The organism is Pseudomonas sp. NBB (assembly GCF_032701105.1).
GTDB classification, from domain to species: Bacteria; Pseudomonadota; Gammaproteobacteria; order Pseudomonadales; family Pseudomonadaceae; genus Aquipseudomonas; species Aquipseudomonas asiatica.
Genome location: NZ_CP103994.1, coordinates 1,939,083 through 1,964,408, shown reverse-complemented (window position 1 = coordinate 1,964,408; position 25,326 = coordinate 1,939,083). Strand labels below are relative to the sequence as shown.

At 59.3% G+C, this 25,326-nt stretch carries 28 protein-coding genes and 1 pseudogene; 10 read left to right on the top strand and 19 right to left on the bottom strand.

Annotation, left to right across the window (positions count from 1 at the left end; genetic code table 11):
- Positions 1–54: 54 nt before the first annotated feature.
- From NY023_RS09165 to NY023_RS09135, 7 genes are all read right to left on the bottom strand, one after another.
- Entirely contained in the window at positions 55–402 is a 348-nt protein-coding gene (locus NY023_RS09165; protein ID WP_013971762.1) for a head decoration protein, read from the bottom strand.
- Positions 399–1,550 carry a head maturation protease, ClpP-related gene (locus tag NY023_RS09160; protein ID WP_013971761.1) on the bottom strand — a complete coding sequence of 384 codons (1,152 nt, stop codon included), beginning with the start codon at positions 1,548–1,550 and terminating at the stop codon, positions 399–401. Before NY023_RS09160 ends, NY023_RS09165 begins: the two co-directional genes overlap by 4 nt.
- On the bottom strand, positions 1,547–3,013 hold the full coding sequence (locus NY023_RS09155) for a phage portal protein (RefSeq protein ID WP_013971760.1): 1,467 nt from the start codon (positions 3,011–3,013) through the stop codon (positions 1,547–1,549). Before NY023_RS09155 ends, NY023_RS09160 begins: the two co-directional genes overlap by 4 nt.
- Positions 3,014–3,024: 11 nt before the next feature.
- Positions 3,025–3,231: a phage head-tail joining protein gene (locus NY023_RS09150; RefSeq protein ID WP_013971759.1), complete on the bottom strand. Its 207-nt coding sequence runs from the start codon at positions 3,229–3,231 to the stop codon at positions 3,025–3,027.
- 1 nt (position 3,232) lies between these two features.
- The gene (locus tag NY023_RS09145) at positions 3,233–5,272 is read right to left on the bottom strand and encodes a phage terminase large subunit family protein (RefSeq protein WP_044046943.1); all 2,040 of its coding nucleotides are present in this window, start codon (positions 5,270–5,272) and stop codon (positions 3,233–3,235) included.
- Between the two features lie 4 nt (positions 5,273–5,276).
- Complete coding sequence (locus NY023_RS09140) at positions 5,277–5,858, bottom strand: hypothetical protein (RefSeq protein WP_013971757.1); 582 nt, start codon at positions 5,856–5,858, stop codon at positions 5,277–5,279.
- Positions 5,859–6,024: 166 nt separating this feature from the next.
- On the bottom strand, positions 6,025–6,369 hold the full coding sequence (locus tag NY023_RS09135) for a hypothetical protein (protein ID WP_044046942.1): 345 nt from the start codon (positions 6,367–6,369) through the stop codon (positions 6,025–6,027).
- A gap of 117 nt (positions 6,370–6,486) precedes the next feature.
- On the opposite strand from NY023_RS09135, the gene NY023_RS09130 reads away from it, so the two are divergent.
- On the top strand, positions 6,487–6,735 hold the full coding sequence (locus NY023_RS09130; protein WP_044046941.1) for a hypothetical protein: 249 nt from the start codon (positions 6,487–6,489) through the stop codon (positions 6,733–6,735).
- A gap of 15 nt (positions 6,736–6,750) precedes the next feature.
- On the opposite strand, the gene NY023_RS09125 is transcribed toward NY023_RS09130, so the two are convergent.
- The 6 genes and pseudogenes from NY023_RS09125 to NY023_RS09100 all read right to left on the bottom strand — a co-directional run bounded on the left by NY023_RS09125 (position 6,751) and on the right by NY023_RS09100 (position 11,907).
- A complete protein-coding gene (locus tag NY023_RS09125) occupies positions 6,751–7,098 on the bottom strand; it encodes a phage holin family protein (protein WP_044046940.1) in 348 nt (115 codons plus the stop codon).
- A 206-nt stretch (positions 7,099–7,304) separates the two neighbouring features.
- Positions 7,305–7,844: a hypothetical protein gene (locus NY023_RS09120; protein ID WP_013971755.1), complete on the bottom strand. Its 540-nt coding sequence runs from the start codon at positions 7,842–7,844 to the stop codon at positions 7,305–7,307.
- Positions 7,845–8,108: 264 nt separating this feature from the next.
- Positions 8,109–10,872 (bottom strand): annotated as a pseudogene (locus tag NY023_RS09115) (DUF5906 domain-containing protein).
- Positions 10,869–11,072 (bottom strand): TraR/DksA C4-type zinc finger protein, encoded by a 204-nt coding sequence (locus tag NY023_RS09110; RefSeq protein ID WP_013971754.1) that lies wholly within the window; start codon positions 11,070–11,072, stop codon positions 10,869–10,871. Before NY023_RS09110 ends, NY023_RS09115 begins: the two are co-directional and overlap by 4 nt.
- Entirely contained in the window at positions 11,065–11,553 is a 489-nt protein-coding gene (locus tag NY023_RS09105; protein WP_042914267.1) for a phage regulatory CII family protein, read from the bottom strand. The genes NY023_RS09110 and NY023_RS09105 overlap by 8 nt, the downstream gene beginning before the upstream one ends.
- A 129-nt stretch (positions 11,554–11,682) precedes the next feature.
- Entirely contained in the window at positions 11,683–11,907 is a 225-nt protein-coding gene (locus NY023_RS09100) for a transcriptional regulator (RefSeq protein WP_016485750.1), read from the bottom strand.
- A 97-nt stretch (positions 11,908–12,004) separates the two neighbouring features.
- Here NY023_RS09100 and NY023_RS09095 point away from each other — a divergent pair, with 97 nt between their 5' ends.
- From NY023_RS09095 to NY023_RS09070, 6 genes are all read left to right on the top strand, one after another.
- Positions 12,005–12,709, top strand: coding sequence for a S24 family peptidase (locus NY023_RS09095; RefSeq protein ID WP_013971752.1), 705 nt, complete (start codon positions 12,005–12,007; stop codon positions 12,707–12,709).
- A 304-nt stretch (positions 12,710–13,013) separates the two neighbouring features.
- Positions 13,014–13,523 carry a hypothetical protein gene (locus tag NY023_RS09090; RefSeq protein ID WP_013971751.1) on the top strand — a complete coding sequence of 170 codons (510 nt, stop codon included), beginning with the start codon at positions 13,014–13,016 and terminating at the stop codon, positions 13,521–13,523.
- Positions 13,520–13,768 carry a pyocin activator PrtN family protein gene (locus NY023_RS09085; protein ID WP_044046939.1) on the top strand — a complete coding sequence of 83 codons (249 nt, stop codon included), beginning with the start codon at positions 13,520–13,522 and terminating at the stop codon, positions 13,766–13,768. Before NY023_RS09090 ends, NY023_RS09085 begins: the two co-directional genes overlap by 4 nt.
- An 85-nt stretch (positions 13,769–13,853) precedes the next feature.
- A complete protein-coding gene (locus tag NY023_RS09080; protein ID WP_044046938.1) occupies positions 13,854–14,351 on the top strand; it encodes a hypothetical protein in 498 nt (165 codons plus the stop codon).
- Entirely contained in the window at positions 14,348–14,731 is a 384-nt protein-coding gene (locus NY023_RS09075; RefSeq protein ID WP_044046937.1) for a hypothetical protein, read from the top strand. The genes NY023_RS09080 and NY023_RS09075 overlap by 4 nt, the downstream gene beginning before the upstream one ends.
- Positions 14,728–14,991: a pyocin activator PrtN family protein gene (locus NY023_RS09070; protein ID WP_013971747.1), complete on the top strand. Its 264-nt coding sequence runs from the start codon at positions 14,728–14,730 to the stop codon at positions 14,989–14,991. Before NY023_RS09075 ends, NY023_RS09070 begins: the two co-directional genes overlap by 4 nt.
- Before the next feature lie 745 nt (positions 14,992–15,736).
- On the opposite strand, the gene NY023_RS09065 is transcribed toward NY023_RS09070, so the two are convergent.
- The 4 genes from NY023_RS09065 to NY023_RS09050 all read right to left on the bottom strand — a co-directional run bounded on the left by NY023_RS09065 (position 15,737) and on the right by NY023_RS09050 (position 19,035).
- Entirely contained in the window at positions 15,737–16,246 is a 510-nt protein-coding gene (locus NY023_RS09065) for a hypothetical protein (RefSeq protein WP_044046936.1), read from the bottom strand.
- Positions 16,247–16,262: 16 nt separating this feature from the next.
- Complete coding sequence (locus NY023_RS09060) at positions 16,263–16,589, bottom strand: STAS-like domain-containing protein (RefSeq protein WP_013971746.1); 327 nt, start codon at positions 16,587–16,589, stop codon at positions 16,263–16,265.
- The gene (locus NY023_RS09055) at positions 16,579–17,667 is read right to left on the bottom strand and encodes a hypothetical protein (protein ID WP_148265635.1); all 1,089 of its coding nucleotides are present in this window, start codon (positions 17,665–17,667) and stop codon (positions 16,579–16,581) included. The genes NY023_RS09060 and NY023_RS09055 overlap by 11 nt, the downstream gene beginning before the upstream one ends.
- A 246-nt stretch (positions 17,668–17,913) precedes the next feature.
- A complete protein-coding gene (locus tag NY023_RS09050) occupies positions 17,914–19,035 on the bottom strand; it encodes a site-specific integrase (RefSeq protein WP_013971745.1) in 1,122 nt (373 codons plus the stop codon).
- Positions 19,036–19,136: 101 nt separating this feature from the next.
- Here NY023_RS09050 and dusA point away from each other — a divergent pair, with 101 nt between their 5' ends.
- The 3 genes from dusA to NY023_RS09035 all read left to right on the top strand — a co-directional run bounded on the left by dusA (position 19,137) and on the right by NY023_RS09035 (position 23,476).
- Positions 19,137–20,147 (top strand): tRNA dihydrouridine(20/20a) synthase DusA, encoded by a 1,011-nt coding sequence (gene dusA / locus NY023_RS09045; protein ID WP_044046935.1) that lies wholly within the window; start codon positions 19,137–19,139, stop codon positions 20,145–20,147.
- A gap of 345 nt (positions 20,148–20,492) precedes the next feature.
- A complete protein-coding gene (gene tal / locus NY023_RS09040; protein WP_013971743.1) occupies positions 20,493–21,419 on the top strand; it encodes a transaldolase in 927 nt (308 codons plus the stop codon).
- A 206-nt stretch (positions 21,420–21,625) separates the two neighbouring features.
- Positions 21,626–23,476, top strand: coding sequence for an alkaline phosphatase D family protein (locus NY023_RS09035; RefSeq protein ID WP_044046934.1), 1,851 nt, complete (start codon positions 21,626–21,628; stop codon positions 23,474–23,476).
- 140 nt (positions 23,477–23,616) lie between these two features.
- Here NY023_RS09035 and rssC read toward each other — a convergent pair whose 3' ends face one another.
- Both rssC and rssB read right to left on the bottom strand, forming a co-directional pair.
- Complete coding sequence (rssC, locus tag NY023_RS09030; RefSeq protein ID WP_013971741.1) at positions 23,617–24,099, bottom strand: anti-sigma factor antagonist RssC; 483 nt, start codon at positions 24,097–24,099, stop codon at positions 23,617–23,619.
- Positions 24,096–25,280 (bottom strand): two-component system response regulator RssB, encoded by a 1,185-nt coding sequence (gene rssB, locus NY023_RS09025; RefSeq protein WP_015269551.1) that lies wholly within the window; start codon positions 25,278–25,280, stop codon positions 24,096–24,098. The genes rssC and rssB overlap by 4 nt, the downstream gene beginning before the upstream one ends.
- Positions 25,281–25,326 lie beyond the last annotated feature (46 nt).

The following is a 25,326-nucleotide window of genomic DNA, read 5'->3' as shown; positions in this document are numbered from 1 at the left end:
TCCAGAAAGTAAGAACCCCGCTCAAGGCGGGGTTGGACAAAAAAAGGGGTCAGGTCAACGCAGGATGATGAAGTGCGCCGCCAAGGACTTTTCCGCATCGCCGTCGAGGCCTGTCAACAGCGCCTCGGTGACTTCGGCCAGTCGCACCACAGCGCGCCCACGTCGTGAGACGTCCGATTCGCCGAGCGGTGCGAACAGGATGCAGACTGCGTTCTCGCTGCCGTCTTCAGCTTCGGGGTTGTAGGGAGCGAACTCACCACTTGCGGTGACCAGGCCGAGCAACTGGCCAGCAACCATGGCCGGGCCAGCGACGATGTTGATGGCTTCGCGGGAGATTTTCCCGGCACCTTCAGAAAGCAGAAATTCACCGGCGTGGACCGGTTCCTGGTGGATGGTGCTCATGGTCGTGCTCCTTTGTTGGCGGCCTGCCGGCGGGCAGCCCAGATGTTGGATGGATTGGGGAGTTGCGCCTTGACCTTCTCTTGATCGTCGTCAGCCGGCGGCAGGGCGTTGTTGATCTCGAAGCCCTTACCGGAGCTGACAATCTTCTCGAACAGTCGCGCCCGCACCGCGTCAGCATCCAGGCCGGCAGCGACGTACTCTTTGGTCAGCTCAGGCAACCGCGCCGCGACACACAGATCGTGTACGCCTTTAGCCTGCTTAAGCGCTGCCTGCACCGTGGCCGCATCAGTTAGCTTGGTCGACGCAATCAGCGTCTCAGCCAGGTTGCCGATACCCGCCTTGGAACAGCCCTGAGTGATTATCAGCGCCAGCGCCGTGGAGTCGGCGATGTTAGGCTTGGTCGGCGCAGGCGGCTTTGCCGGGTCGGCTGCCGGCGGCTTGTTGGCCAACTGATCGAGCAACGTCTGCGGGGTTTTCTGGTACCGGGCCATGGCCGCGCCATTTCCCAGGCATGCCCGCACCTGCACGCCACTGCCAATTTCATCAACCAGCCCGAGCGCAAGCGCCTCCTCGGCGGTGAGCCAGCTCTCGGCGTTGACCAGGCGGCGCAGTTCGGCTTCATCGATGTCAGGCGACTTGGCCTTGTAAGCCGCGATGATCACCTCGAAAGCCTGGTCGAGCACATCGGCCACCCGGCGCAGCTCTTCGGCGTCACCTTCGATCCAGGTGTAGGGGTTGTGAATCATCAGGATCGCGTTCGACGCCATCACCACTCGGTGAGCGCCGCAAACCGCAACGCTACCCGCGCTCGCCGCCAAGGCATCGATCCGAGCGGTGCAGCGCTCGCCCAGGCGGCTCAGCGCGTTATGGATGGCCACACCCTCGAACAGGTCGCCGCCGTTGGTGTTGAAGGCCACCTGTACCGGCGAGACACCGTCATCGATCGCCTTCAGGTCGCGAATGAACTGGTTGGCGGTGATACCCCAGCCACCGATCTCGCCATAGATGTAGATCTCAATCGGGGTTGGCTCTGCGCCAGCAGCACCTTCTGCCTCGGTCGCAGCGCTGATGCGGTACCAGTGCTGCTCGTTTTCGGGCTGCGGCGTTGGCGCCTTGTTGAAAATACGGAGGGGCTTCAGGGGGTTCATGCTTTCTCCTTCTCGTCGGGATCGTCATCGACCGCCGACAAAGTGCTGTACTTGATACCCAGGCCCTGCGCCCGGGCGAGATCGGCGGCGTTTTCTTCGTCCACCACCTCGGCATCAGTACCGTTGCGCAAACAAGTCTCGCTGCGCGTGGTGAACCCGGCAGCGATTTCCATCTGCCGGGATTGGACGTCTTGAACGGGGTGGATGTAGGCCCAGCCTTGCGGCACCCAGCGGGTGCGCTGGTATTCGCGGCGCCGCTGCGAGTAATCCGGCAGGTCGAGTGCCCCAGCCAGCACCGCCATATCCAACCAGGCTTGCCGAACCGGGCGGCATAACTGGTGGACGTAGACTTGGAACTGCAGCTGCTCCAGCCGGCGCCGGAACTCGGTCAGCACCACGCGGATCGCGCGGTCGTTCACGCCCTGCATGTCGCCGGTCATCAACTCGTAAGGCAAGCCGGTGCCGGCAGCAGCAGCCATCAGCTGCTGCCGCATGAAGTCGCGGTAGTTGTTGCCGGCGTCCGGTGGGTCGGAGAACTCGATCTCCTCGCCGGCCCCCAGCTCCTGCACGGTGCCGGGTTCCAGCCCCACCATGGGGGTAAAACCATCCCGGTCGAGGTCGACTGGCGCACCGGTGAGGGGATCAAGCTGTGGCCGACCGTCCGGCGCAGGCTTGCGCACGAAGCCTGCGAACAGGTTGGCCACCTCCTGCCGGAACAGCACCGCATCGTCGAAGTTGTCCAGGCTGCGCAAGCGCTTCAGGACCGGCGCCAAGCGCGGCACACCGCGCAATTGCCCCGGTTCCAACGGCTCGAAGATGTGCAGCATCTGCTCGGCCGGAACCCGTACCAACTGGTTGTAACCAACATTCAGTGAGGACTTGTCGCTGGGGTGGACGCGGTAACACCAGTACGCCACCCGCCGGCCCATGCCGTTGAATTCGATCCCGGCGCGGATGACGTTACCAAAACGGGTCATCTCGAACTTATCGTGAGGGACGAACTCCGGCGCCAGGCACTGCAGTTGTAGTGGCACCGCATAGCCATCCTCCAGCCGGCGCGGGCGCAGACGGATGAAGCATTCGCCTGACTGCTCCACAGTGCGAGCCACCAAGGCCTGGAGACCGTAGAAGTCGGTGAGCTGATCGGCGTCAGCCTCATCGACCCAATCCTCCCACAGCACCTGCATCGTCCTGCGCACCTCTTTATCCGCCAACTGCGGATGCGGTGTGATGCCGGTGCCTATCAGGTTGCTGACCCGCTTGTCGATGACGTTGGCGGCGTATGGGTCATTGCGGACCGCGCTGCGGGAGCGGGAACGCAGGTTGCGCAAAGCCGGCATGATCAAGCTGTTCACGCCGGTGTCCGGCGCATCCCACCCCGATGAGCGCCGTCCCTCGGCGGCGCCTTCGTAGCTGGCCTTGATCCGCTCGGGCACCAAGATGCCCGAACGGCCGAGGGACATATAACGTCCGCTCACAGTCCCTTGCCCCCATGGTAGAGGCGAGTCACGCGCGAGCGCGGCCCGGCGGCCCTCACCAGTTCAGACTGGATCAGGTCGCGGGCCTTGATCAACTCATCGACCGTTCGATATTCGACGGTACGATCCGAGTACCGAACGATCTTTTCACCACGCGCGATCGCACGCTCGACGGTGGCGAGGTCTGCCTTCGTGTAAGCCATGTCAGCGTCTCTTCAGGTAGCCGCTGCTGGAGCTGCGGCGTTGCATGGATTGGGGCGCGGCACGTGGGGCCGGCTGTGGGGGTGGCTCGCTTCGCCTGAACGGCGCCGGTGCAGTCGGTGGCGGCGGATCATCTTCACCCTGGTCACCTGCCACCGGCTCGCGGGCCTGAGGCCGGGCTGGCTGCTGCTCGCCTTGATCGAACAGGCTGGCCTGCGCGAGCGCCTGCCGCAGCTTGTCCCAGTCTTGTTCGCCGTACCGGTGCAGGCCGAGGAAGTTGGCCATGGCCAGGTTGTACACCATGAGGTCCAGCGCCTCGTTGCGCTCGGCCTTGCTCTTGACCCACTCGATCCGCTTATAGCCCTTCACGTAGCGGGCGATCTTGCGTTCGGCCACGCACTGCTGGAAGAACTCGTCCGGCAGGTCCTTCGCGAAGTGCAGCGCACCAGGGCCTTTCTCGAAGCTGTAGCGGTTATAGATCCAGTCCTTGGCCGTGTCGGTACCAACGATCCACAACTCAGCACCGTTTCGTTCGGTCTGGCCTTTCCAAGTGACGTCCACCTGCGACGGCCGCTGGGCGATAACAGGCCGACCCGGCTTACTCGCCCCCTTGAGCGCAAACACGTTGCGCCAACGGCGTACGCGGGTGAACTGGTAGACCTCGTGGGTGTGGTGGCCGCCGGAGTCGATGCCAGTGGCCAAGATCGCCAGGCTTACCCCACAAGGGTGGCGGTAGCGAATCTTGAGGCGGTCATCGAGCAGCGCCCAGGTACGCTCGTCGGCCGGGTCACCGGGGATCACCTGGTGATCGACCACCCAGCGTTCCATGCCAGCGCCCCAGGCCATGACCATCAGCTCCAGGCGGTTGGCCTGAACGTCGACGGAGGCCGTCAACGCAAGCGCTCCCACTGGCAATGTGCCGAGCACGTAGTCTTCTTGCAACGCGCGGGCCTGCAGTACTTCGGCCTTGGTCTGCTCGATCGCACTGTCCCAGACCTCAGCCAGGCGGGTGTTGTAGAACACCTGCATGGGCTCCAGATCGCCGCGGTCCTGGGCGCGCTTGGCTTCCTCGAACTCGCGGGCCAACATCGTCCACGAGTGCCAGCCCAGCGGGGCATACAGCGCGTTGAGCTGGAAGCTCACCGTCTCGCCGTCCCCTTTCGCATGCGCGCGCCACTCGCCTTTTGCCAGCATCTCGCTCTTGTGGTGCTCCTCGATCAGCACATCACAATCCGACCCTGCGCACTGGTAGTGAACGGTGCTAAAGTCAGGCGAGTACAGCAGGCGGTCCCAGCTCAGCACCTGCATGTGCCCACAGGTCGGGCACGGCACGTAGAAGTGGCGCTGATCGCCCATCATGAAGAGGTCGTCGATCCGCGACGCCCCCTTGATGAGCGGTGAGCTGGAGAAATAGAACTTGGCATTGCGGCCGAAGGTACTGCCCCTGGCCTCGGCCAGCTTGATGGGGTCGCCCTCTTGGTCAACGTCGACATCCCAACGATCAACCTCATCGCCGTAGATGTACCGCGCCGACAGCTCGGACAGGTTGGCAGCCGAGCCAGCCGTAGTGGCGAACAACGTGCCACCCTCGAACTCCTTGGTGTCCATGGTGTTGCGGGCATCTCTGGAGCGGTTAGCCGCCACACGCGCCTTGAGTTCGGGCGTAGCATCGATCGTCTTACCGATCCGCGAGGACACCCGCTTGGCTAGTCCCAGGCTGGGCAGTAGCGTCAAGATGTTTGACGGTGCCATGTGTATCAGCGCCCCGATCCAGTTTAGGGCAATCTGCGTTTTCATCAGCTGCGATGCGACCTTGGTCACCACCCGCTTGCACGGATGGGCTGGAGACAGGCAGCGCATGGGTTCGCGGGCGTACGGTGTACGCGCGGTGCGGTACTTGCCAGGCTCTGCGGCGCCAGTATCACGCGGGATCCGCATGTACTCGTCCGACCACTCGTCGACCCACAGATCTGGGTCAGGCTTCAGCCCTCTGCAATACGCTTCGCGGTACACCTCGGCACCGTCTGCGTATCCGGTGGGCATAGGCTCAGCTCTGTGTAATGGCTTGCGAAAGGTCGGCGCTGTTCATCTTGCCGACCTCGGTGAAGACGCGGCGGAAGGCGTCAATGAGGTGTTTCTCGATGTCCCACGGATCACTCATCGCGACTAGCTCGGCGGCCAGCTGTGGCGCAAGGCCGAGAAACTGATCGCGAAGCATACGACCCGCAGAGTAAGCGGCATCTTCTACAGCCTGCCGCTCGACCAGGTTGCCCTGGACCTTGTTGAACTCTGCTTCAGCCAGTTGGGCAAGGTAGTACTCGCGGTGCGCCTTCGCCTTCTGGAAGTTGTGAGCCCCAACGGACGGCGAATCTGGCTGAAGCGTCGCAAATGGGCCGGGGCCGGGCTGGAGCTGGCTTCGAACATCCCGCTCGACACGGTGCTCCTCGTGCCGAGCGGCGACAGCCGCCTTGCTCGGATCGGCAGATTCGGCCAGCAGCAGTTCTGTGGCTTCTACATCGACCTTACCGTCGGCGGTTAACACCAGGCGATCCTGCTTGGCCAGTTTTGAAACGTAGGATTTCGACCATCCGTGCCGGGCGGCGAACTCCGATTTCGTCAGGTGGGTCATGTCAAAATGTCCAGTTCACCCAATGAATTCAGGGGGTTAACCAGTTCACCGCAGTTCACTAAGCTGGTGAACCTTCCGCTAACAAAGAACCGCGGGTTTCCTGCCCCGTACCCTGGCCATATCGCCAGGGTCCCCGGCCCTAGCCAGCAAGGGCCGGGGCACTTCATCACACCAACCAGCTGCCGACCCCATAGAGGCAAGCCAACGCCGCGCCTACACCAGCCATAAACGGCCACACTGGGGCAGGATGACTTTTGATCTCCGCAATGGCACCTGGCGCAATTGGCTCCACGGTCGGACGCTTCAACTGCCATGGCAGCAGCTCAGCGTCTGCACAAGACTCACGGGCCAAGTCGGTACGAACCACAAAACCGCGATCAGAAGTACGCGCCACCGCTTCGTCGCCCTTACGCAGAACCAGCTCGCAACCCAAAGGAGCGAAATCGTCAGCCTCGATACAAATGGGCAAGGGACGATCAGGCAGAAACACGGTGTAAGTTTTCTGAGTCATAAGCACCTCACAGGTAGGTTGAGCTCACAGATTGGTGAGCTGTGAAAATAAGAGCAGTCGTGGTAACAAGTCCGGTTGGCGGCATCGTTCCGACGCCCCATCAAAAAGGACTTGAAAATGCAGTTCGATATCTACCGCGATCAGGCGCTTGAGAGACTTCTGATCGTGAAGCGCGGCACAAGCATCAATCAGCTTGAAGATCTTCAACCTAATTTTCTGAATGGGCTTGAACGACCAAACCAAGTCGATAGCGAAGTCGGTAGCCTCCCCTTGGGACTAAACAGGAAAGAGGTTATCGAGGCTGTAGAGCATCGCGGCTACTTCGCGAGGACGCTCAAAGTCAACATCAATGAGGCTGACGGCTAAACAGAAGCGCATGTCTTAACCGGCACCAGGGTGACTGGGCGGAGGCATCTCGCTCACGCCCAGACGCTTGGCGGCCCAGCGCATATAGAGGTTGATCGCAACATCGGCCCCGGCCATCGCAGCCAAGCAACCTACCGCTGCCGCCGCCCACACTGAAACGCCAAGCGCGTACAGCAGCATGTTGGTCGAAAGACCGCAGGTCACACAGGCACCAGAGCGCAACGCTAACCGGCGGATCAGACCCCAACCGCGAGCACCCGCCATATCCGCCCGCCACATCTCTCCCGAAACACCACCGACCAGGGACAGCACGATCACCATCCAGATCGGCAGTTCGGCTAACGTTTGTTGCTCGCTGTTCATGTAAGCCTCATTGGCAAAGCACGGCACCGGAAATAGAAAACCCCGCCGGGTGGCAGGGTTCTCAATGCGCCGACAGGTCGGAGCGGATTGCACAGCACAGTACTTGTAGGGGAGCGCCTAAGCGCACTTTTGACATCGTGACGCCTTTGTACATGCCACCGGAAAAACCGAAAAGGGGCTATTTTCGGTTCGTCGCAATGTGGTGACTATGTAGCGTCGATGTTGCGCACATGTTGCATATTGAACCGACGAACGGTATGTCGTCTGTTAGGCCCGGATCGAGCCATCAGGATGGCCAGCACCTGCAGATGCAGTGCTTTGATCCAATTCCGGTAGGTCCGATCGGCACCTTCTGCCAGCCCGACCTCGCGCATTTGCTCACGGATTGTTGCCCCATGCAGATACCGATAAGTGGCCAGCTTCGCCAGGATTGCCCCGCGTTCGTCGCGACGCTCCAACTCCGCAACTGCCGCATCGATCTCCGCCGCCGAATGATCTAAGCCCGCTCCACCAATAAGCACTCTCGCCCCAGCAACTCCCCCACGGGGAGCTGCGCCCTTCCATTCCATGATGCTACCCATTTGACTGCCCAATCCGGCCTGATGCCCGAGGAGTGACCGCCGCTCTCCCCAATGCTGCATCAGCCCTTCAATCATTTGTAGGCGCTCGGCTTCGTCATTCATGAGTGTGCCCCCCAAGAAAACCAACCCAACACAAGAAACAGCAACCCAACACAAACCCAACACAGTTAAAACCCAATAGATTCAATGCTTTATCACTAGGTGTGTTGAGTGTGTTGGGTTTGTTGGGTTCTTTAGTCCTCGCATAGGTTTTTTTGTAGAGCCATTGAGAAAAGAAAAATATCTCACGCACACGCGTGCGCGTGCGCGAACCCAACACACCCAACACAGAGGTACGGGAAGCCTTGAGATGCGGGGCCTCTACGCGTGTTGGGTTGCTTAGAACTACCCAACACAAACCCAACACACCCAACACAGGGGCTCTTGGCTTCATGCTGCCACCCCCTTCACATGTTCCCAGGCATCGACGTTCCACCCTGCAAGTTTCGCCTTGCTGCGCCAGGTGATGACGGTTTGCCCCAGCTCGGCCGCATTGAACGATGGGGGCAGGGAAGCTTCGGGATCATCAGGGAAGAAGAACGCCGCAAAGCGACGGTTGTTACGCTCCGTCCAAGGGATTGAGCGCGTCTTCTGCACTGTTGCGCTGAGCATCAACGAGAACTTCGTCTGACTCATGGAGTGCTCTTTGTTGCGCGAGCACCACTCAATGAACAGAGCATACAGGTCTGTGGCCAAACAGCATCCCCAAAGACCTCCGCCAAGCTCTCCAGTTCGCCAAAGGTGCAGGAAAGTCTGCCATGCCGTTCGGCTAAGTGCTACCAAACGTTGGCGTGCCTCGGTCTTCGGAGGTCGGGTGCGCTGGTTGAAATCGCCGAGGTCCACCGCGAGCAGCCAACCGTACAGCGCCGCCACCCCTCCGTTGGCTAACTCCCGACCAATAGCCTTCTGCCGTTCAACCGGCAGTGTTTGCAGTGGCCACATCACCAGCATCCGGCGATCATCATCGCTGATAGGCCACGGCATGATTTCGTTGCTCAGGAAGACCGCATTCATATGGTTGGCTTCTTCCCAGCCATTGATGAACTTCGATTCCATCCGCACCGTCTTGCCAGTGATCATGTGTTTGATCTTGCCCACCTGGTTGTACCGCTGGTCACGGCTAACGACCTCCTCGAACACAGCCCACAACTTGCGGCTTTGCCAGGCGTTGAAGCTACCCTCCAACTGCGTTTGGCCAACAGTCGCGGCGTACTGTCCGTACAGCTGACCGAAAATATCAGCGAACAGCAGACTTTTGCCTGAGCCCTCCATGATCGAGTGCATAAGCACCGCTGTATCCATCTTGGCCCCCATGTTCTGCAGTGGATACGCCAACCACTTCGTCAGCCAAGCCAGCGCATCCCCGTCATGGTTACAGAGGAACGAAATTAACCACCGCAGATTCTCGCAGGCGGCGTCATCACGCACCGGCTCCAGGGGTAGCCCCTCGAAAGTGTTGATGTAGATGTTGGGATCTTTGGTCATGGTGGGATCGAACACGATGTGGTCGACGTCCACTACGCGGCGATCCTGACTATTGAGCCACCACTTGTACTCTTCCCCCATGGCCATTTTCACAGCGCCTTCGGCGATACGGCGTTTCTTCTCTCGGTCCCAAACATCCTTGGTCCCATCGATGTACACGTACCGCTCGATGGGATCGAGTTTCAGCGCCCCACCTTTCTTGGCTGACAGCCGGCGGGCCTGATCAAGCTCTTGGGCCTGCTCGGTGGCGATCAGCTTCTTGTCGGTACGCTCCATCCACTCTTTTGCAAGCGGCTTGCCTACCAGAGCCTCGAAGCCGCCACGCTTCATAGGCTTCGCCTTGTCCATGTCCCATACGTTTGTGGTCCCCTCGACCAGGGCGAAGCGGCGCATTGCGGTGGCAATGTCCATAGCCCTACCCCCCTCCCCCCCCGACGGCCGAGGAGGCGGCCAAGCTGACTGACCCACCGTTCGAAATAGCTTGGGGGAAACGCTCAGCGTTGCCTTCGTCAGCTGAAGGTTCTTCGGTCTGCTTGACCAGGGATGGGGCACGGGGAAGCTCGCCCAGTGATGGCGGGACTGGTGGGCGTGACTTGGCATCAATGCCCAGGATCTGTGCAGCCGCCCGGGTCGCCGCCCGCCGATCATCGTTGTGCACCAAGATGCAAAACACATCGAACGCATCGTTCTTGTGACCGTTCGCCAACGGGTCAGAACTGTGGTGGGAGAATAGCTTGTCGTCGATGATGCTGACACCTGCCAAACCACTGCTGCTCTGCGGGCAGAGCCACTTGTCACCTCGACGCTCGTAGCCATGGGCCTCAATCAGCGTAGCGATGTCATGGGCCTGGTTGAACAACTGGATCACTTCTGGCAGATCGCGCCCACTGCGCCCAGCAGCAGGGCGAGGCTTTGCAGGGGCTGGTCGCGGCGCCGGTGATGCTTTGGGCAGCCAAGGACAAATAGCCTCAGCCTTGGGCTTGAACTCGTCCCAACCCTGCCAGATAGCGAGTAACTGAGGGGGCAGCTCTGGCAGACCTTCCGCAGATGGCGGTGTACGCCAAGTGTATGGCAGGCCAGTACCAGGGTGGATAGAAGGCGGCAGCACGTCTTGCACCAGGCCGGCACGCAGCTCGAAGACGGGGATCTTCTTGAACGGCTCAGCAGCCACCTTCAAAGCAGCCTCCCTGTCAGCGTCCCCAGCATCCCTGGCAGCCCTGACCTGCGCCATCAGCGCCTTGTGGATTGAGCCGTCTGGATCCGTCTGGCTTGGCCAGGTCAGAGGGTGCCAGCTCAGATCAACTCCATCAGGAACACGGAACATGATGCGGAAGCGTGCCGGGTTCCCCACCGATGTCGGGTAGGCATCAGCCAGTGCGTCCAAGTCCATCCCGAGCAGTTCGCTAAGGATCTGCCGGGTGCATTGAACTTCATCAACGTCCAGCGAGCAGACACCACTCGGCCCGAGCACCACCCCAAGGTTGTGACTCGGGCGCTTCTTCCAGAACGACTCAGCATCAGCAGCGGCAGTGAAGTAGCCCCCGGGCTTGTTCCAGCCGTTACCCTTCGGCCCCTTCTCACCTGGCTCGATGGGAACCAGAGCCAGGTTGAAGGTTTCAATGTACCGGCGCGCCCAATCAGCTGTGGTAGGAGTTGGGCGCTCGCTCATCTGCGGCGCTCCCGCAATTCCTGGCAATCGAAGCAGGTCTCACAACCGGCGGCGGACTGCTGGCGGGCCAGCGGGATCGGTTCGTCACAATCCTCACAGAACTGGGCGCTAGGCTTGCCAGGGAGTCTTGCGAGGCGCTGCAGAGAGAGTTGCAGGAAGTACTCGGCGTGGTCGTTGGCGAAATCGACGGCGTCAGCCATGAGCTTCGTCCTCCATGGCTTGGCGGGCACCCGCCATGATCGCCAGTACCTGGCGGATTACATCCATCCCGCGATGCTCGAGATCCAGTACCTCGGCCTCCGTCCAGACATTGTCGGCGGCGCCTTCGTGCAGACTACCGACGAACTCACTGGACTCTTCCAGCAGCTTGGCGACTGCCTGCAGCGCTTCGTTGGTCGCCGGCACGGGTTCCGGGCGATACCAGACGACACCGGCCGGGCGCACGAGGGCATCTAGCAGCCGCGTATCTTTGGTCCAGCGGACGATCTCCTCGATCTCGTCCGGGCTGGGCCAGCGCCGCTCTTCCGTGGGGTGGAGTTTCTTCTGCAGGGTATCCACGTCCATGACCATATCGAAGGCCAGCTTTGTGATACCACCGTGATAATCACGACCGGCGCGATAGAACGCCTGCCGCAATGCGAGGACCGGACCAGCGTCCGGCAATAGATCAATGCGACTCATAACCGTAAAACCTCGATTTACGGTGTAGTCACAGGAACAGGTAGGACCTATCCTACAACCACGACCGATGTGCTGTGCTGTGCGTCGTCGTCGCTGGACTGGGGAGGTGAGAGGCCCCGGTCCAGCACCTTAATTTCTGGCTTTTCTCAAGTAGGCCCAATCGATATCAGGCCGCATCACTTCACAACGGATCACTCCGTTCGTTTCCCGGTCCAGGCTTACCGCCAAACCGGCACTCGCACGACGATTCCCATAAGCCACTTGTTTCAGCTGGCCCGCAGACGTCCCGCAGCGGCGTGCAAAGGCCGCAAGCCCTTCCTTGTCCATCGTTTTCAAGTAGTCGCTAAGCGTCATACACACCTCCATTGGCGGCGAGATTAGCAATTGCTAATCAGCAAGACAATAGCATCTTGTAATTTACTGTTTGCTAACGGAAAGCAATCATCACCGGATGGATATCAACGAAAGGCGTATCGCCTCCCTCCGCAAGATCATGGGGACCATGAGCCAGAAGGAATTTGCCGAGGCTCATGACCTGGACGCGTCGTATCTGTCGCAACTGTTGAACGGCCATCGCAAGCTGGGGGAGAAGGCTGCGCTCAATCTAGAGCTCAAGATCGGGCTTACTGCAGGGACGCTAACCTCTCCGCAACCGGACGGCCCCACTCACAAAGCCCCGGATAACGTCGTTCAGCTCTCGGCGCGAGCCACCAAAGACAAGAACTTCGTCCTGATCCCGTACCTCGACATTGCGGCATCGATGGGGCATGGCAAGGCAGCCCCCTATATGCACATTGAAGTGATCCGCGACATGACCGTGCACCTCGACTGGCTGAGGATGCAGGGCCTTACGTTCTCTAAAGTCGACAACCTGGCGATCATCTCTGGCAACGGCGACAGCATGACGGGGACGTTTGCCGATGGTGACGCGCTGCTGGTTGACCGAGGAATCACCGAGGTCAAAACAGACGCCATCTACGTCTTCACTCTGGACGGAGACCTGTACATCAAGCGTCTGCAGCGGCTTACAGGTGGTCAGCTGAGAATGATCTCGGACAACCCGATCTATCCTCCCATCACCATCGACTTATCGATGATCGACCGCATGCATATTCAGGCCCGCGTGCTGCTCGCCTGGAACGCTAAAAAGCTCTAACGCCCGCCTCTTTCCGCAGATACCGGCCATCAGGCAGGTACTGCTACGCCAAAAATATTTAGCATTTGCTATTGCCGAGTATTTTAGCTTTTGCTAATTTCGACCCGTGTCACCCTCTCACGCAAAGGACACGGACAATGAGAACAGCACAGCACAAAGGACCGGGAACGGTTCTAATCCACCCCACAGCCTGCAGTAGCTTGCAGAAAATCCTTGCCTTCCAGCGCCGCACCGGCTTGCAGCTAGTCATCACCGGCACCGGTACCGTTCAAGTCGTCCCCTCTCAATCCGCAGGGGGTGCCGCATGAGCGAATACACCCTATCTCTGAAGCGAGTGATGCTGCTGCAAAAGACGCTGGAAGACGGCGGCACTACTACCTGCCCGCTGCGCCGACCAGAAACGACGATGGACGCGGAGATTGAAGTCGAGAACGACAGCCAGGCCCACCGCCTAAGCGTTCGCTTTGGTCCGCTCACCAGCTCGATCACGCTCAAGCGTGGCGACTCTGCCAAGTACATGGCCCTGCGTGACTTCCTGCAAGACGTGGCGAACGGCCGGACCGATTCTGGCCAGCTGTCGCAGGAAGACATCGACTTGAGGGAGGCGCTAGACAGCGTAAACACCGTCATCCGTGCCGACCAGATCGCCTACATCACCGCCACCACCAACCCAGAGTTACCGGTGGGCGCAGTAGTCACCAATGACCTGGGCGAGATCTGCGCTGCCGCCACCGGCACTTGCAAAGAGCACCTCGCTCAAGTCATCCGCACCCAGCTCCGGCCTGCCCAAGGTGGGCTTGGGGAGCGCGCATGAGCGGAACGCTAGATCAATTGCGCGCCCAATGGTGCACGCCTTGCCTCACTTTGACGACTGTACGCGAGCACTACTTCTCCCACATCGGTACTGACCGCCGCTTTAGGGAGCTGATCAACAAAGGCCGGATCAAGCTGAGCCTCAAAAAGCTGCACAACTCAGCAAAGGCACAACACGTGATCTACCTCCACGACCTCGCTGACTACCTCGACAGCCAGGCGGAAGAAGCGAAGCAAACGGCTTAAACCAGACGGCCCCGGTCTACAGGGGCAACCAGCTCGCCGTCGACCTCTCACTTACACCGATGGCGGGTACTTCGGAGCACAGCACATGCAACCCTACCAATACGCCCTCAGCGCTGGGATCTCCCTACTCTTCGCCTTGGCGATCCTGCCCTACTTGCTCGCTGCAGCCCGTCGCCGGGCATATAAAGAAGGCAAAGAAATTGGCTTGGCGGAACGCAATGCCACGCATGCCGAGCGCATGAAAACGCTAAACGAAGAACTGGCGGAACTCGCCGTACAACGCGAAGCCGACCAGCGCAGACACCTCAAGACCACGGCAAACCTCAAGCTCACCATCAGCGAGCTCGAGGAGCGAATCATGTCCTACACCGGCATGCCTGTGACCAGGGCCGATTACGAGCTGCTGACGAAGGTCGGCGAAACACTACAGCTCGCTCATCGCACCATGAAAGCCTTGAAGTCGGATCAGCAGGCGAATCTGGCTACATCACAGGCGCTCGGTGTTGATTCGCTCGCCAAGCGCATTCACGCTCAGCTGCGCAGCACCCCAGCCACGGCACCGACTGCGGAGGCTGCAGCATGACCACCGTTATCCAACGAAGCTGCCTCGTTGATGGCCGCATAACCACGCACAAGCATCTCTGGGAAACAGTGGACCCTTACGACGGCGGTTATCACATCTGCAAGAAGTGCAAACTCGGCTCTCAAGGCGAGCGCCTTGCGACACCTTGCCCCGTATCCGACGCCGAGTATCACGCCGTCGCTTGGCTCGGCCAGGCCGGGCTGTACCGCACTAGGTTTGAGGCCGTGCGAAACTTCGAGCAGTCCGTAGCGCCGGTTACCGCCGACGAGTTGTTCAACCTTGCCAGCAAGCAGGTGCTGAGCCAGTTCAATGAGGGTCGGCAATACGCTCAGCCCAGCAGCACACAGCCGAACTCGGAGCAACAGGAGGCCCTCGCGTGAACACAGCCTTTGTTTTGATGGCGCAGTACAACGGCATGGCGATTATCTCGCTCGACCAGGTATGCGCTGACTACTTCACGCACCTCACGCCGCTCGTATTCCAACGCAAGGTGCTGGCCGGGGAGATCAAGCTGCCCATCACCCGACTTGAACCGAGCCAGAAAAGCGCCCGAGGCATACACATTGCCGATCTGGCTCTCTACCTGGACCAGCAGCGGGATGCTGCGCGTAAAGAGTGTGCGCAATTGAATAAGAGGTGACGGGCAGGCTGATACGGAGAATGCCCCCCTTGATAAGGGTCAGCCGTAGGTACGGAACACCCAGTTGAATCCGCCCCTTCCACTCATTCGAATTCGCCCTAGCCACTCTGCTTCGACGGCCGCCGACGATCGGCGGCTATCGACCCATAGCGGACCCTCGCTTGGAGCCGAATACGAACAAAGATTCGGTGCCAGCAGCTATGGTATTCCTACCTAACAGAATGGCTAAAACCAGATCAGTAGAGACAAGAACTAATTACCGATGACCGACCTGCGCGATAATATTATCGACATCGCTGCGCTCAGCAGCGTATACCACGGCGCCAAAGACGTTTGCCGGGAGATCACGCTGCCTACTTTATACTGCAGTCCAGAATAGGTGGCGCCGGCGAGAGTGACGGTTTGAGCAGGATGTAAGTGGGCAGGATCAGCGGATACGCTCAAGCAGTCGGTGACATGTTGCCGGCTGATGGAAGTGATGGATGAAATCGACGAATGCAAGAGGAGAATGGAAAAATTTAGGCCGCCAGAGTAAAGTTCCCCTAGCTGGGAGATGAGGAGGAGATGATGTGTCTGTTCAGTAATGGAGAGCAACGTTTTGAGCTAAGCCGATTATCGTGGCCGGGGTATTTCACGAAACTTCTCTTGGAGGTCGCAATATTTGCACGGCAGTTCTTCCGCATACTGGCAAACTGATTGAGCTGCTTGGCAATTCATCTCGGACTTATTTGTCTTTGCTGGCCGCCTAGATTGCGTCATCCCTTTTTTCAAAAATAGGCCTGAACCTATTTCCTATATAGCGGTTGAGTGCCGAGTATAACACTGTCAACTTTCCATCAATGACAAGTATGCTGCGGCGTGAATCTTTAGTCGTGTATGCGAGAATTGATATCTGGTTCCTAAGATCGCTGATCATTCCAATGTACTGATCATAAAATTCTGGAGACTCGGCATCATAGAAAAACATGCTGGAGCACCGCCTGACTAATAATTCAAGATTTGACTCAAGCAAGTCCAGCTTCATATTGAAAGTGGCTTCGTATATATTGGCTTTGGTATGGTCGATGGTGGTGTTTTCTTGCTCCAGAAATAAATAATTTTCAAATTGGCGGTGCGTAATCTCCGAAAGCTCCTTGAGAATCGACTGAATATTGTTAGCCTGCTGGTGCGCCTCATTGCGTACGCTCGTAGAAGTGGCAGAGGCAAATGTGGCGACTATCGCAATAACGGCAATAATGAGCGCAAGTTGGTCCATTTTAAGGCTTGTCCACTTAATTCAGTTTCGCCGCTGCTTCGTCGATGTACTTGTTTATATTTCTTTTGACGCTTTCGTATTTCGAGATAACGATAACGCGCCTTTTGAGCTCAGCCGGACTAAGAATTCTTTCCCTTATGATGCCCCCAAAAATCTCCTCAAGGAAGGAAGGCGTGGTGCCTATAGTTTCCGAGAAATCAAGTTTAATTGTTTGGTAATCTACAAGCGCAGGCACAACAACATTGTCTCTGTAGTCAGCGCCGTTTTTTGGACCATCGAGAGAATTTCGCCCGATTGGTGTGTCGGTATATTCTGCAACATTGAATACTTTCTCAGGCTTCATCACTATCACCATTTGTATCGGTTAAGGCAAAGTTCCACTGAATTAGAGTCCCGGGGAACTGATTGTGAAGGCTTACCCAGTTCTCCGCCTTACCTTTAGACCTAAATCTATACAGGCTCTTACCGGACATGATATGTAGCTGTCCATTTGGATTGATCTCCACAAAACGTTTTACGGCAGGTAAGCCGTTGCCTCTACCTTGAGTTCGATATCTTGAGTTCCCGTACTCCAGAGCAGTCTGGATGTCAATGCTGTCTGAACTCATCCCTTTCAATCGGGCTAGCACCTCACCGTTAAGTGATCTATACCATGGCTTCCTTTTCGTGCTTGCAGGTATGCCGACCCCAACATCATATACAGCCATAAACAGTTGATCATCAACATGCTGAAGAGCAATCCACCACTTCTGAGATTTAATTGCTACCGGCAAAGTGCTATGCTTCTTTTCGATATCAGATGCATATGCATGCTGCCATACATTTGAGAATGATTCAGAAACAGCTTCAAACAATAGGATGTCTGTTTCTTCAGTGGGGCTAGTTGGTTCGTAAGAAGAAATTGCGCGCTCAGCGTAACGAATTGCTTCTTTCAGTGGACGCTTATCGTCATTTTCTTTCTGTTGATGGGATATAGAGCAAATTTTAATGGTATTTTCCTTTGGGGTATAATCCCCCCCAAGGAGCTCCCAAAACCCAAGTTGATCAAGCTTTTCATTTATTGCTTCATCCAAGGATAGGTGCCATCTTATTCTCATTTTTGCGCGCGATTCAATTAGCATCTCTAGATGCGCAAAAAGAATGATGATTGCTGAAATCTTGAATGTTGAAAGGCGACGAAAGTCTAACAGTATTTTTGCTTCTTTGGGGGTCTCAGTTATCTGGCGTAACAACTTGTAAAGTTCATAACGTTTAGTATCGGAGAAAACGCTCAGGTCCTCAGGCAATGGAATAGTGTATAAACCTAATACCGAATTTACGAGATACGGACTGGGTGAGTACTTAGGTCTCGCCAAGCTGTGGTATGCGCGACGAGACGCATTGCATTGCTTTATCCAATCTGATTGTCTACGTTTCTTCACTAGATCAATTCCCTTGCACTAGCACGGAAAAATTCCCCGACCGTTATACGGCGACCCTCAATTTTATCTCAAAATTAAGCGAATGTCCCCAAGAAAGTGGTTACAAAAGGATGTCGGTCCCATCGTACCGCGTACTCGTAACAGAGGGCCGCTTTGGGTCGAAAGCCGCCACTACTTCCAGACGGATCCACCCAAAGCGCTGTTACGCGCAGGGCTAATCACGGCCGTTCCGGGCACCCCAACAAACTACTCAACCCGGGCGCCTAGGGTGACTGAGGCCTGGATAATCCGCTCTAACCAACTCCATTCCGTATATCGATCGCCACGCCCCCTCAGATGGGTGTAACGCCGCAGCGAGTTCCAGTCACGATGGCCGGAAACACTTGATACGCGCGGGATATCCCAATCCATTTCGAACAACCGGCTCACACCTTCATGGCGCAGATCGTGAAAATGCAGGTCCTCCACGCCAACCATCTTGCATGCCCTGGACCAGGCCGTGCCGATTGAATCGGTGTTGTACGGGAAGATCTCAGCGCACTGACGCGGCATGCTCTGCACAATCGCCCACGCCTCATCCGGCAGATGGCACCACACATCGTTGCCGATCTTCTGCCCAGGATTCTTCATGTCCCGCACTTTCACCGCCTGGCGGTGCTCATCCAGATCCTCCCACATGATGCGAGCGATCTCGTCCATGCGGCGCGTAGAAAAGATGGCAAACGCCACGACCTTCGGCATGTGAATCACTGTCGGACGCCGTGCAAGCATCTCGAAAAAATGCTCAAGCACCTTGTCGAGTTCTTCAAGCGTTGGCCTGCGATCCCGCTCCCGACTCTTCATGTTGTAGCCGAGGCGCTTCAGGACAAGGCGTGCGTCGGGCATAGCTTGGGGGTTGATCTCGTACTCCCACGCAGCCCTAGCAAGCGACAACACTGAACCCAGGTGAGCCAGATCATTGCCGGCTGTCTGTGGTTTGATGCCACCGCCTGCGGGGCTCATACGCCATAGGGCATAGTCCACCAGCACCTGCTGGCTGATGTCGGAATCGACCATCTCACCCAGGTAGCAGTTCTTGATGGCGTTCAACGTGCGTCGCTTGGTCTCGCCCAGAGGCCGGGCTTTCTCTGCCTCGACCAGGTAACGGTCGATCATGTGCTTGACCGTGTGCCCTACCCGGTTGGCGCGCTCGATAGCACCAGGCTCAGACAGCTCGGTTTCCCGTCGCTTCGCCCAGGCCACTGCAGCCTGTTTGCGGGCGAACGTTTGGCTCTCTTGGTAGACTGTCACCTTGTCGCGATTAATGCGGATCTGGACGAGGTAGCTGCTGCTGCCATCGGCCTTTTTACGCGTTCTGATCGTTGCCATCTGAGATTGGTACACGTCGTCTGTCGGTTGGTACATTGTACCAAGCGCTTGGTAAAAACGCCCCAAAACCCCCACAATTGGTACAAAACACGTTGAACGAAATGACTGCAAAATCAGGCTCAAAGCCACAAACCACGCGCCCTGAGCCGTCACGCCGCTTCAGCGTTGCACCGATGATGGACTGGACAGACCGCCATTGCCGGTTCTTCCTGCGCCTGCTTTCCAAAAACACCCTGCTGTACACCGAAATGGTCACCACCGGTGCCCTGCTGCACAACGACGCCCAGCGTTTCCTGCGCCACGACGTCTCCGAGCACCCGCTGGCCCTGCAACTGGGCGGCAGCGTGCCGGCCGACCTGGCCGCCTGTGCCCGCCTGGCCGAGGAGGCTGGCTACGATGAGGTCAACCTCAACGTCGGCTGCCCGAGTGACCGGGTGCAGAACAACATGATCGGCGCCTGCCTCATGGCCCACCCGGCGCTGGTGGCCGATTGCGTGAAAGCCATGCGCGATGCAGTGTCGACCCCGGTGACGGTCAAGCACCGCATCGGTATCAATGGCCGCGACAGCTACGCCGAGCTGTGCGACTTCGTCGGCCAGGTGCGCGAGGCAGGTTGCGGGAGCTTTACCGTGCATGCGCGCATCGCGATCCTGGAAGGGCTGTCGCCGAAGGAGAACCGTGAGATTCCGCCGCTGCGCTATGACGTGGCGGCGCAGTTGAAGGCGGACTTCCCGGACCTGGAGATCGTGCTCAACGGCGGGATAAAGACCCTGGCCGAGTGCCAGGCACACCTTGAAACCTTCGATGGGGTGATGCTGGGGCGTGAGGCGTACCACAACCCTTACCTGCTGGCCGAGGTGGACCAGCAGCTGTTCGGCAGCGAGGCGGCGGTGGTCAGCCGCAGCGAGGCGCTGGCGCAGTTGCGGCCTTATATCGTCGCGCACATGGAAAGTGGTGGCGCGATGCACCACGTTACCCGGCATATCCTGGGGCTGGCCCAAGGGTTCAAGGGGGCGCGGCGCTTCCGCCAGTTGCTGTCGGCGGATATCCACAAGGTGGCGGAGCCGTTGGCGGTGTTCGACCAGGCGGTGGAGCTGTTGCAGGGGCGGTAATTCAGCAGGTGAGCCTGATCGCCAGCAAACCATCCCCTCCAGGATGCCGCAGGGGTTCAGATATATGCAGATGCTGTGGGAGCGGGTTTACCCGCGAAGAAAACAACTCGGTACATGGCTCCGGCTTCGCCGGTGTTCGCGGGTAAACCCGCTCCCACAGGGATGGCGCAAACCACCACATTTTGTGTAAGCCAGTTGTATCTCCAGCGGCCCTTGCAAGCAGATGCGGAACCTAGGGGCCGCTTGCGACTCGAATCCTCACCTTTCGCACCGCGCTTCGCGAGCCCTTGAGTGGCCGTCGGGGCTCGGGTAATGTCGAGTCATTGCACAGGACAGAGCACGCCCATGACCTCCAAGCTGGAACAACTCAAGCAGTTCACCACCGTGGTCGCCGACACCGGGGACCTGGACGCCATCACCCGCCTGAAACCGGTCGATGCCACCACCAACCCGTCGCTGCTGCTCAAGGCTGCGGCCATCCCGGGTTACGCCGAGCTGCTCAAGCAGGTGAAGGCCGATGCCAAGGGTAATGTCGACCTGGCCTGCGACAAGTTCGCGGTGGCCGTGGGCTCGGGCATCCTCAAGGTCATCCCGGGGCGTATCTCCACCGAGGTCGATGCCCGCCTGTCGTTCGATGAACCCGCGCTGCTGGCCAAGGCGCGCAAGCTGATCGAGCTGTACGAAGCCGCCGGTGTTGGCCGCGAACGCGTGCTGATCAAGCTGGCCTCCACCTGGGAAGGCATCCGCGCCGCCGAGAAGCTGGAGAAGGAAGGCATCCAGACCAACCTCACCCTGCTTTTCTCCTTCGCCCAGGCCCAGGCTTGCGCCGATGCCGGGGTGTTCCTGATTTCGCCGTTCGTGGGGCGTATCTACGACTGGTACAAGAAGAGCACCGGCAAGGAATACGTGGGCGCCGAAGACCCGGGCGTTCAGTCGGTCACTCGCATCTACAACTACTACAAGGCCAACGGCTACGGCACCGTGGTAATGGGCGCCAGCTTCCGCAATATCGGCCAGATCGAACAGCTGGCCGGCTGCGACCGCCTGACCATCAGCCCAGAGCTGCTGCAGCAGCTCAGCGATGACCAGGGCGACCTGCCACAGGTGCTGAAGCCGGGTAATGCCGGCGAGGCCAAGCAGCAACTGAACGAAAGCCAGTTCCGCTGGGCCATGAACGAAGATGCCATGGGCACCGAGAAGCTGGCGGAGGGCATTCGCCAGTTCGCGCGGGACCAGGAGAAGCTGGAGATGTTGATGGCTGAAAAGGCCTGATACATTTCGGGATTGCCTGACGGGCGGGAAGTGTTCAGCATTTTCCGCCCGTTTTGTTTTACCTGGCCTTAGATTTGTATTGAATTCCAGGGCCTCTTCGCGGGTAAACTCGCTCCCACAAGGATTCCCACAGGCCAGAAGTTGGCGCTGTACCTGTGGGAGCGGGTTTACCCGCGAAGAGGCCCGAGAAGCCACCTGAGCTGTCGATGACCTCCTCTACCCCATTGCCCCTCGTACTCGCCGGCCCGGTACTGCGCCGCCTGGAACCCCAGCGCCTGGCCATCTGGCTGGTCGCCACGCAACCGCTGCAACCCGAATTCATCTTCCCGGCAGGCGAGGCCCAGGTCGATTGCCAGGTGGTGGCGGTGGGCCAGCACGCCTTCATCCACCTGCTGGACATCCACTTCGCCCAGCCGCTGCCCTGCAACCAGCTGCTCGACTATGACCTGCTGATCAACGGCCAGGGCATCGCAGGCTGGGCGCCGCACCTGCTCTACCCCGGCGCCCGGCGCCCAAGCCTGGTACTGCGCGATCGGCTCGACCACCTGCTGCACGGTTCCTGCCGCAAGCCGCATTTTCCGGCCGCCGATGGCCTGCTATGCGCCGACCGCCTGCTGCAGGCCTGCGAAAAACCCGCGGACCGCCCCGCCGTGCTGCTGATGACCGGCGACCAGGTCTATGCCGACGACGTCGCCGGCCCGATGCTGCGCGCCATCCACAGCCTGATTGCGCGGCTGGGCCTGTTCGACGAGCAACTGGAGGGCGCGGTGGTGCCCGACAGCCAGGCGCTGTACCAGCACCCGGCCTGCTATTACCACCGCGCCGACCTGCTGCCGGCGCAGGAACGCAACGAAACCCTGCGCGAGCGCTTTTTCGGCGGCAAGCGCAAGCCGATATTCTCGTCCAGCAACGCCGACAACCACCTGGTGACCTTCGCCGAGGTCATGGCCATGTACCTGCTGGTGTGGTCACCGGTGCCCTGGCAGCTGGTGAACCTGTACATGCCCGACGGGCTCACCGCACCGCGCCAGGCACGTTACCGGCAGGAGCTGCCGCTGATCCAGGCGTTTGCCGACAACCTCGGCCAGGTAGCGCGGGTGATGGCCCACCTGCCGTGCCTGATGATCTTCGACGACCACGACATCACCGACGACTGGAACCTATCGGCGCTATGGGAAGAAACCGCCTACGGCCACCCCTTCTCGCGGCGGATCATCGGCAATGCCCTGCTCGGCTACCTGCTGTGCCAGGCCTGGGGTAACGACCCGCAGGGTTGCAAGCCACTGGTCGGGCAATGCCAGGCGTTGAACAGCCAGACCCAGGATGAGCTGATCGGCGCACTGCTGCGCTTCCAGGGCTGGCAGTTCAGCCTGCCCACCAATCCACCCTTGCTGGTGCTGGACACCCGCACCCGCCGCTGGCGTAGCGAAAGCAGCCTGGCCAAGCCGTCCGGGCTGCTCGACTGGGAGGCGCTGAGCGAGTTGCAGCAAGCACTGCTGGACCACCCCTCGGCGATCATCGTGTCGCCTGCACCGATTTTTGGCGTGAAGCTGATCGAGACGGTGCAGAAGCTGTTCAGCTGGCTGGGCTACCCGCTGCTGGTGGATGCCGAGAACTGGATGGCCCACCGCGGCGCAGCGCAGGTCATCCTCAACATCTTCCGCCACTCGCGCACGCCGGGGCACTACGTGGTGCTGTCCGGCGATGTGCATTACTCGTTCGTCTATGAAGTGCTGATCCGCCACCGCCAGCGCAGCCCGCACTTGTGGCAGGTGACCAGCAGCGGGATCAAGAACGAATTCCCGCGGCGCCTGCTGGATGTGCTCGACCGGCTCAACCGCTGGCTGTATGCGCCACGCTCGCCGCTCAACTGGTTTACCAAGCGGCGGGAAATGGAGGTGGTGCCGCGTACGCCCAGCCATAGCAAGGCTGGCGAGCGGTTGTGGAACGGTGCGGGGTTGGGGCAGGTGTTCTTCGATGAACAGGGGCGGCCGGCGCGGGTGTATCAGCTGGATGCGGGCGGGGGTGAGGCTACCGAGTTTGCGCGGCGAGGGTGATCAGGCAGGTAATGCTTGTGTTGGCCTTGCCGGCCTCTTCGCGGGTAAACCCGCTCCTACAGGTAGAGTGCATGACTCAAGACTGGTGCATAACCTGTGGGAGCGGGTTTACCCGCGAAGAGGCCGGTACAGGCTGAAGATCAGGTCCGCTCCAGCGCATTGACCAGGTCATGGAAGGCTTCGCGGTTGGAGTCGTTCAGGCCCATGAGGATCTTGTGCGCTTCCAGCACCTTGGAGCGCACCACGTCTTCGTTCTGGTCCTGGGATGGCAGGTCGGTCAGGCATTCCGGACACGGGATCGGCCGATCGACGATGTTGAACACTTGGTCGAAGCCCATCGACTGCAACAACCGGGAAATGTCCGGGTTGGTGGTGACCACGGTCGGCAACAGGCCCACCTTCTGGCGCGACAGGATCGACAACTTGGCCAGCAGGCCCAGGGTGGTACTGTCGATGCTCTCGGTTTCGGTCAGGTCGATGACAATCGCCGAGAAGTTCAATGCGGTGAAAATCTTCTCGATCGTCGCATCCAGCGCCGAACACAGGGTCAGGCGCACTTCACCGACGAATTTCAGGACGAAGGTGCCGCTCTGCTCGGCGAACTGGATTCTACCGGTACTCATTGAAGGTTCCTGCTCAACACCAATAGGGCGATATCATCCGGCATCTCCCCAAGCGTAGCCAATCCGAATCGTTGACGCAGCCCATCCAGGCTGCCACCTGCTGCCCTGACGATTTCCGGCAGGGCGGTTTCTTTATCTTTGAGCGTATCACCCGGCAAAAGGTCCAGAATGCCATCGGACATCAGGCTGAGGCTGAACTGCGGCGGCAGCTCCACTACCAGGTCCTGGTAAGTAGCCTCGTCGAACAGCCCCACCGGCAGGCCGCGGCCTTCCAGGTAGCGGGTGTGCTCGGGGGTGTGCAGCACCGGCAGCGGCAGATGGCCGCCAACGGCGTAGGTCAGCAGGCCGGTGTCTTCATCGATTACCCCGCCAACCATGGTCACGTGCTTGCCCAGCTTGCAGTTGATCAGCCCGCGGTTGATGTGGCTGAGCACCTGCGAAGGTTTGAACTCGCGCATTTTGCTGCCGCGCTTGAATTCGAACAACAGCCGTGTGGTCATGAACTTCAGCAGCACGGTGACGAACGCTGAGGACGCGCCATGCCCGGAGACGTCGGCGAGATAGAAAGCGATGCGCCGTTCGTCCACCCGGAAGTAATCGGCAAAATCACCCGACAGGTACAGCGACGGGATGATTTGGTGCTCGAAGGCGAACTCGCCGGCCACCCAAGGGCTTTCCGGCAGCATGTTCATCTGCACCTGGCGACCGGCGGTCTGGTCCTCCTGCAGCAGATGCAGGCTGGCTTCCAGTTCGCGATTGGCGGCTTCGAGCTTGTCGCGGTAGCGCTGGTTTTCCAGCACCAGACGCGAGCGGTCGAGGGCGCGGCGCACCGAATGCTCGAGCACGGCCAGGTCTTCCAGCGGCTTGATCAGGTAGTCGGCAGCGCCCAGGCGCAACGCTTCCACCGCATCACTCATGACGCCGGCACCGGACACCACGATCACCGGCAACTGCGGGGCGCGCTCGCTGACCTGGCGGATCAGTTCGAGGCCGCCCATCTGCGGCATGCGCAGATCGCAGATCACGAGGTCGGGCTGGTGTTCTTCGAAGACCTGAAGCCCCTGCTGGCCATTGCCGGCCTGGAGGACGCTGAAGCCACTGTCTTCAAGATAGGCGGCGAGGCTTGCACGTACCACGTCGTCGTCATCGATGATCAGCAGCGTTGCACTGGTTTTCTGCATGTGGGCGAACGGCGCCGATTTAGGTTGGTGCAGCGGTGTCGGCAAG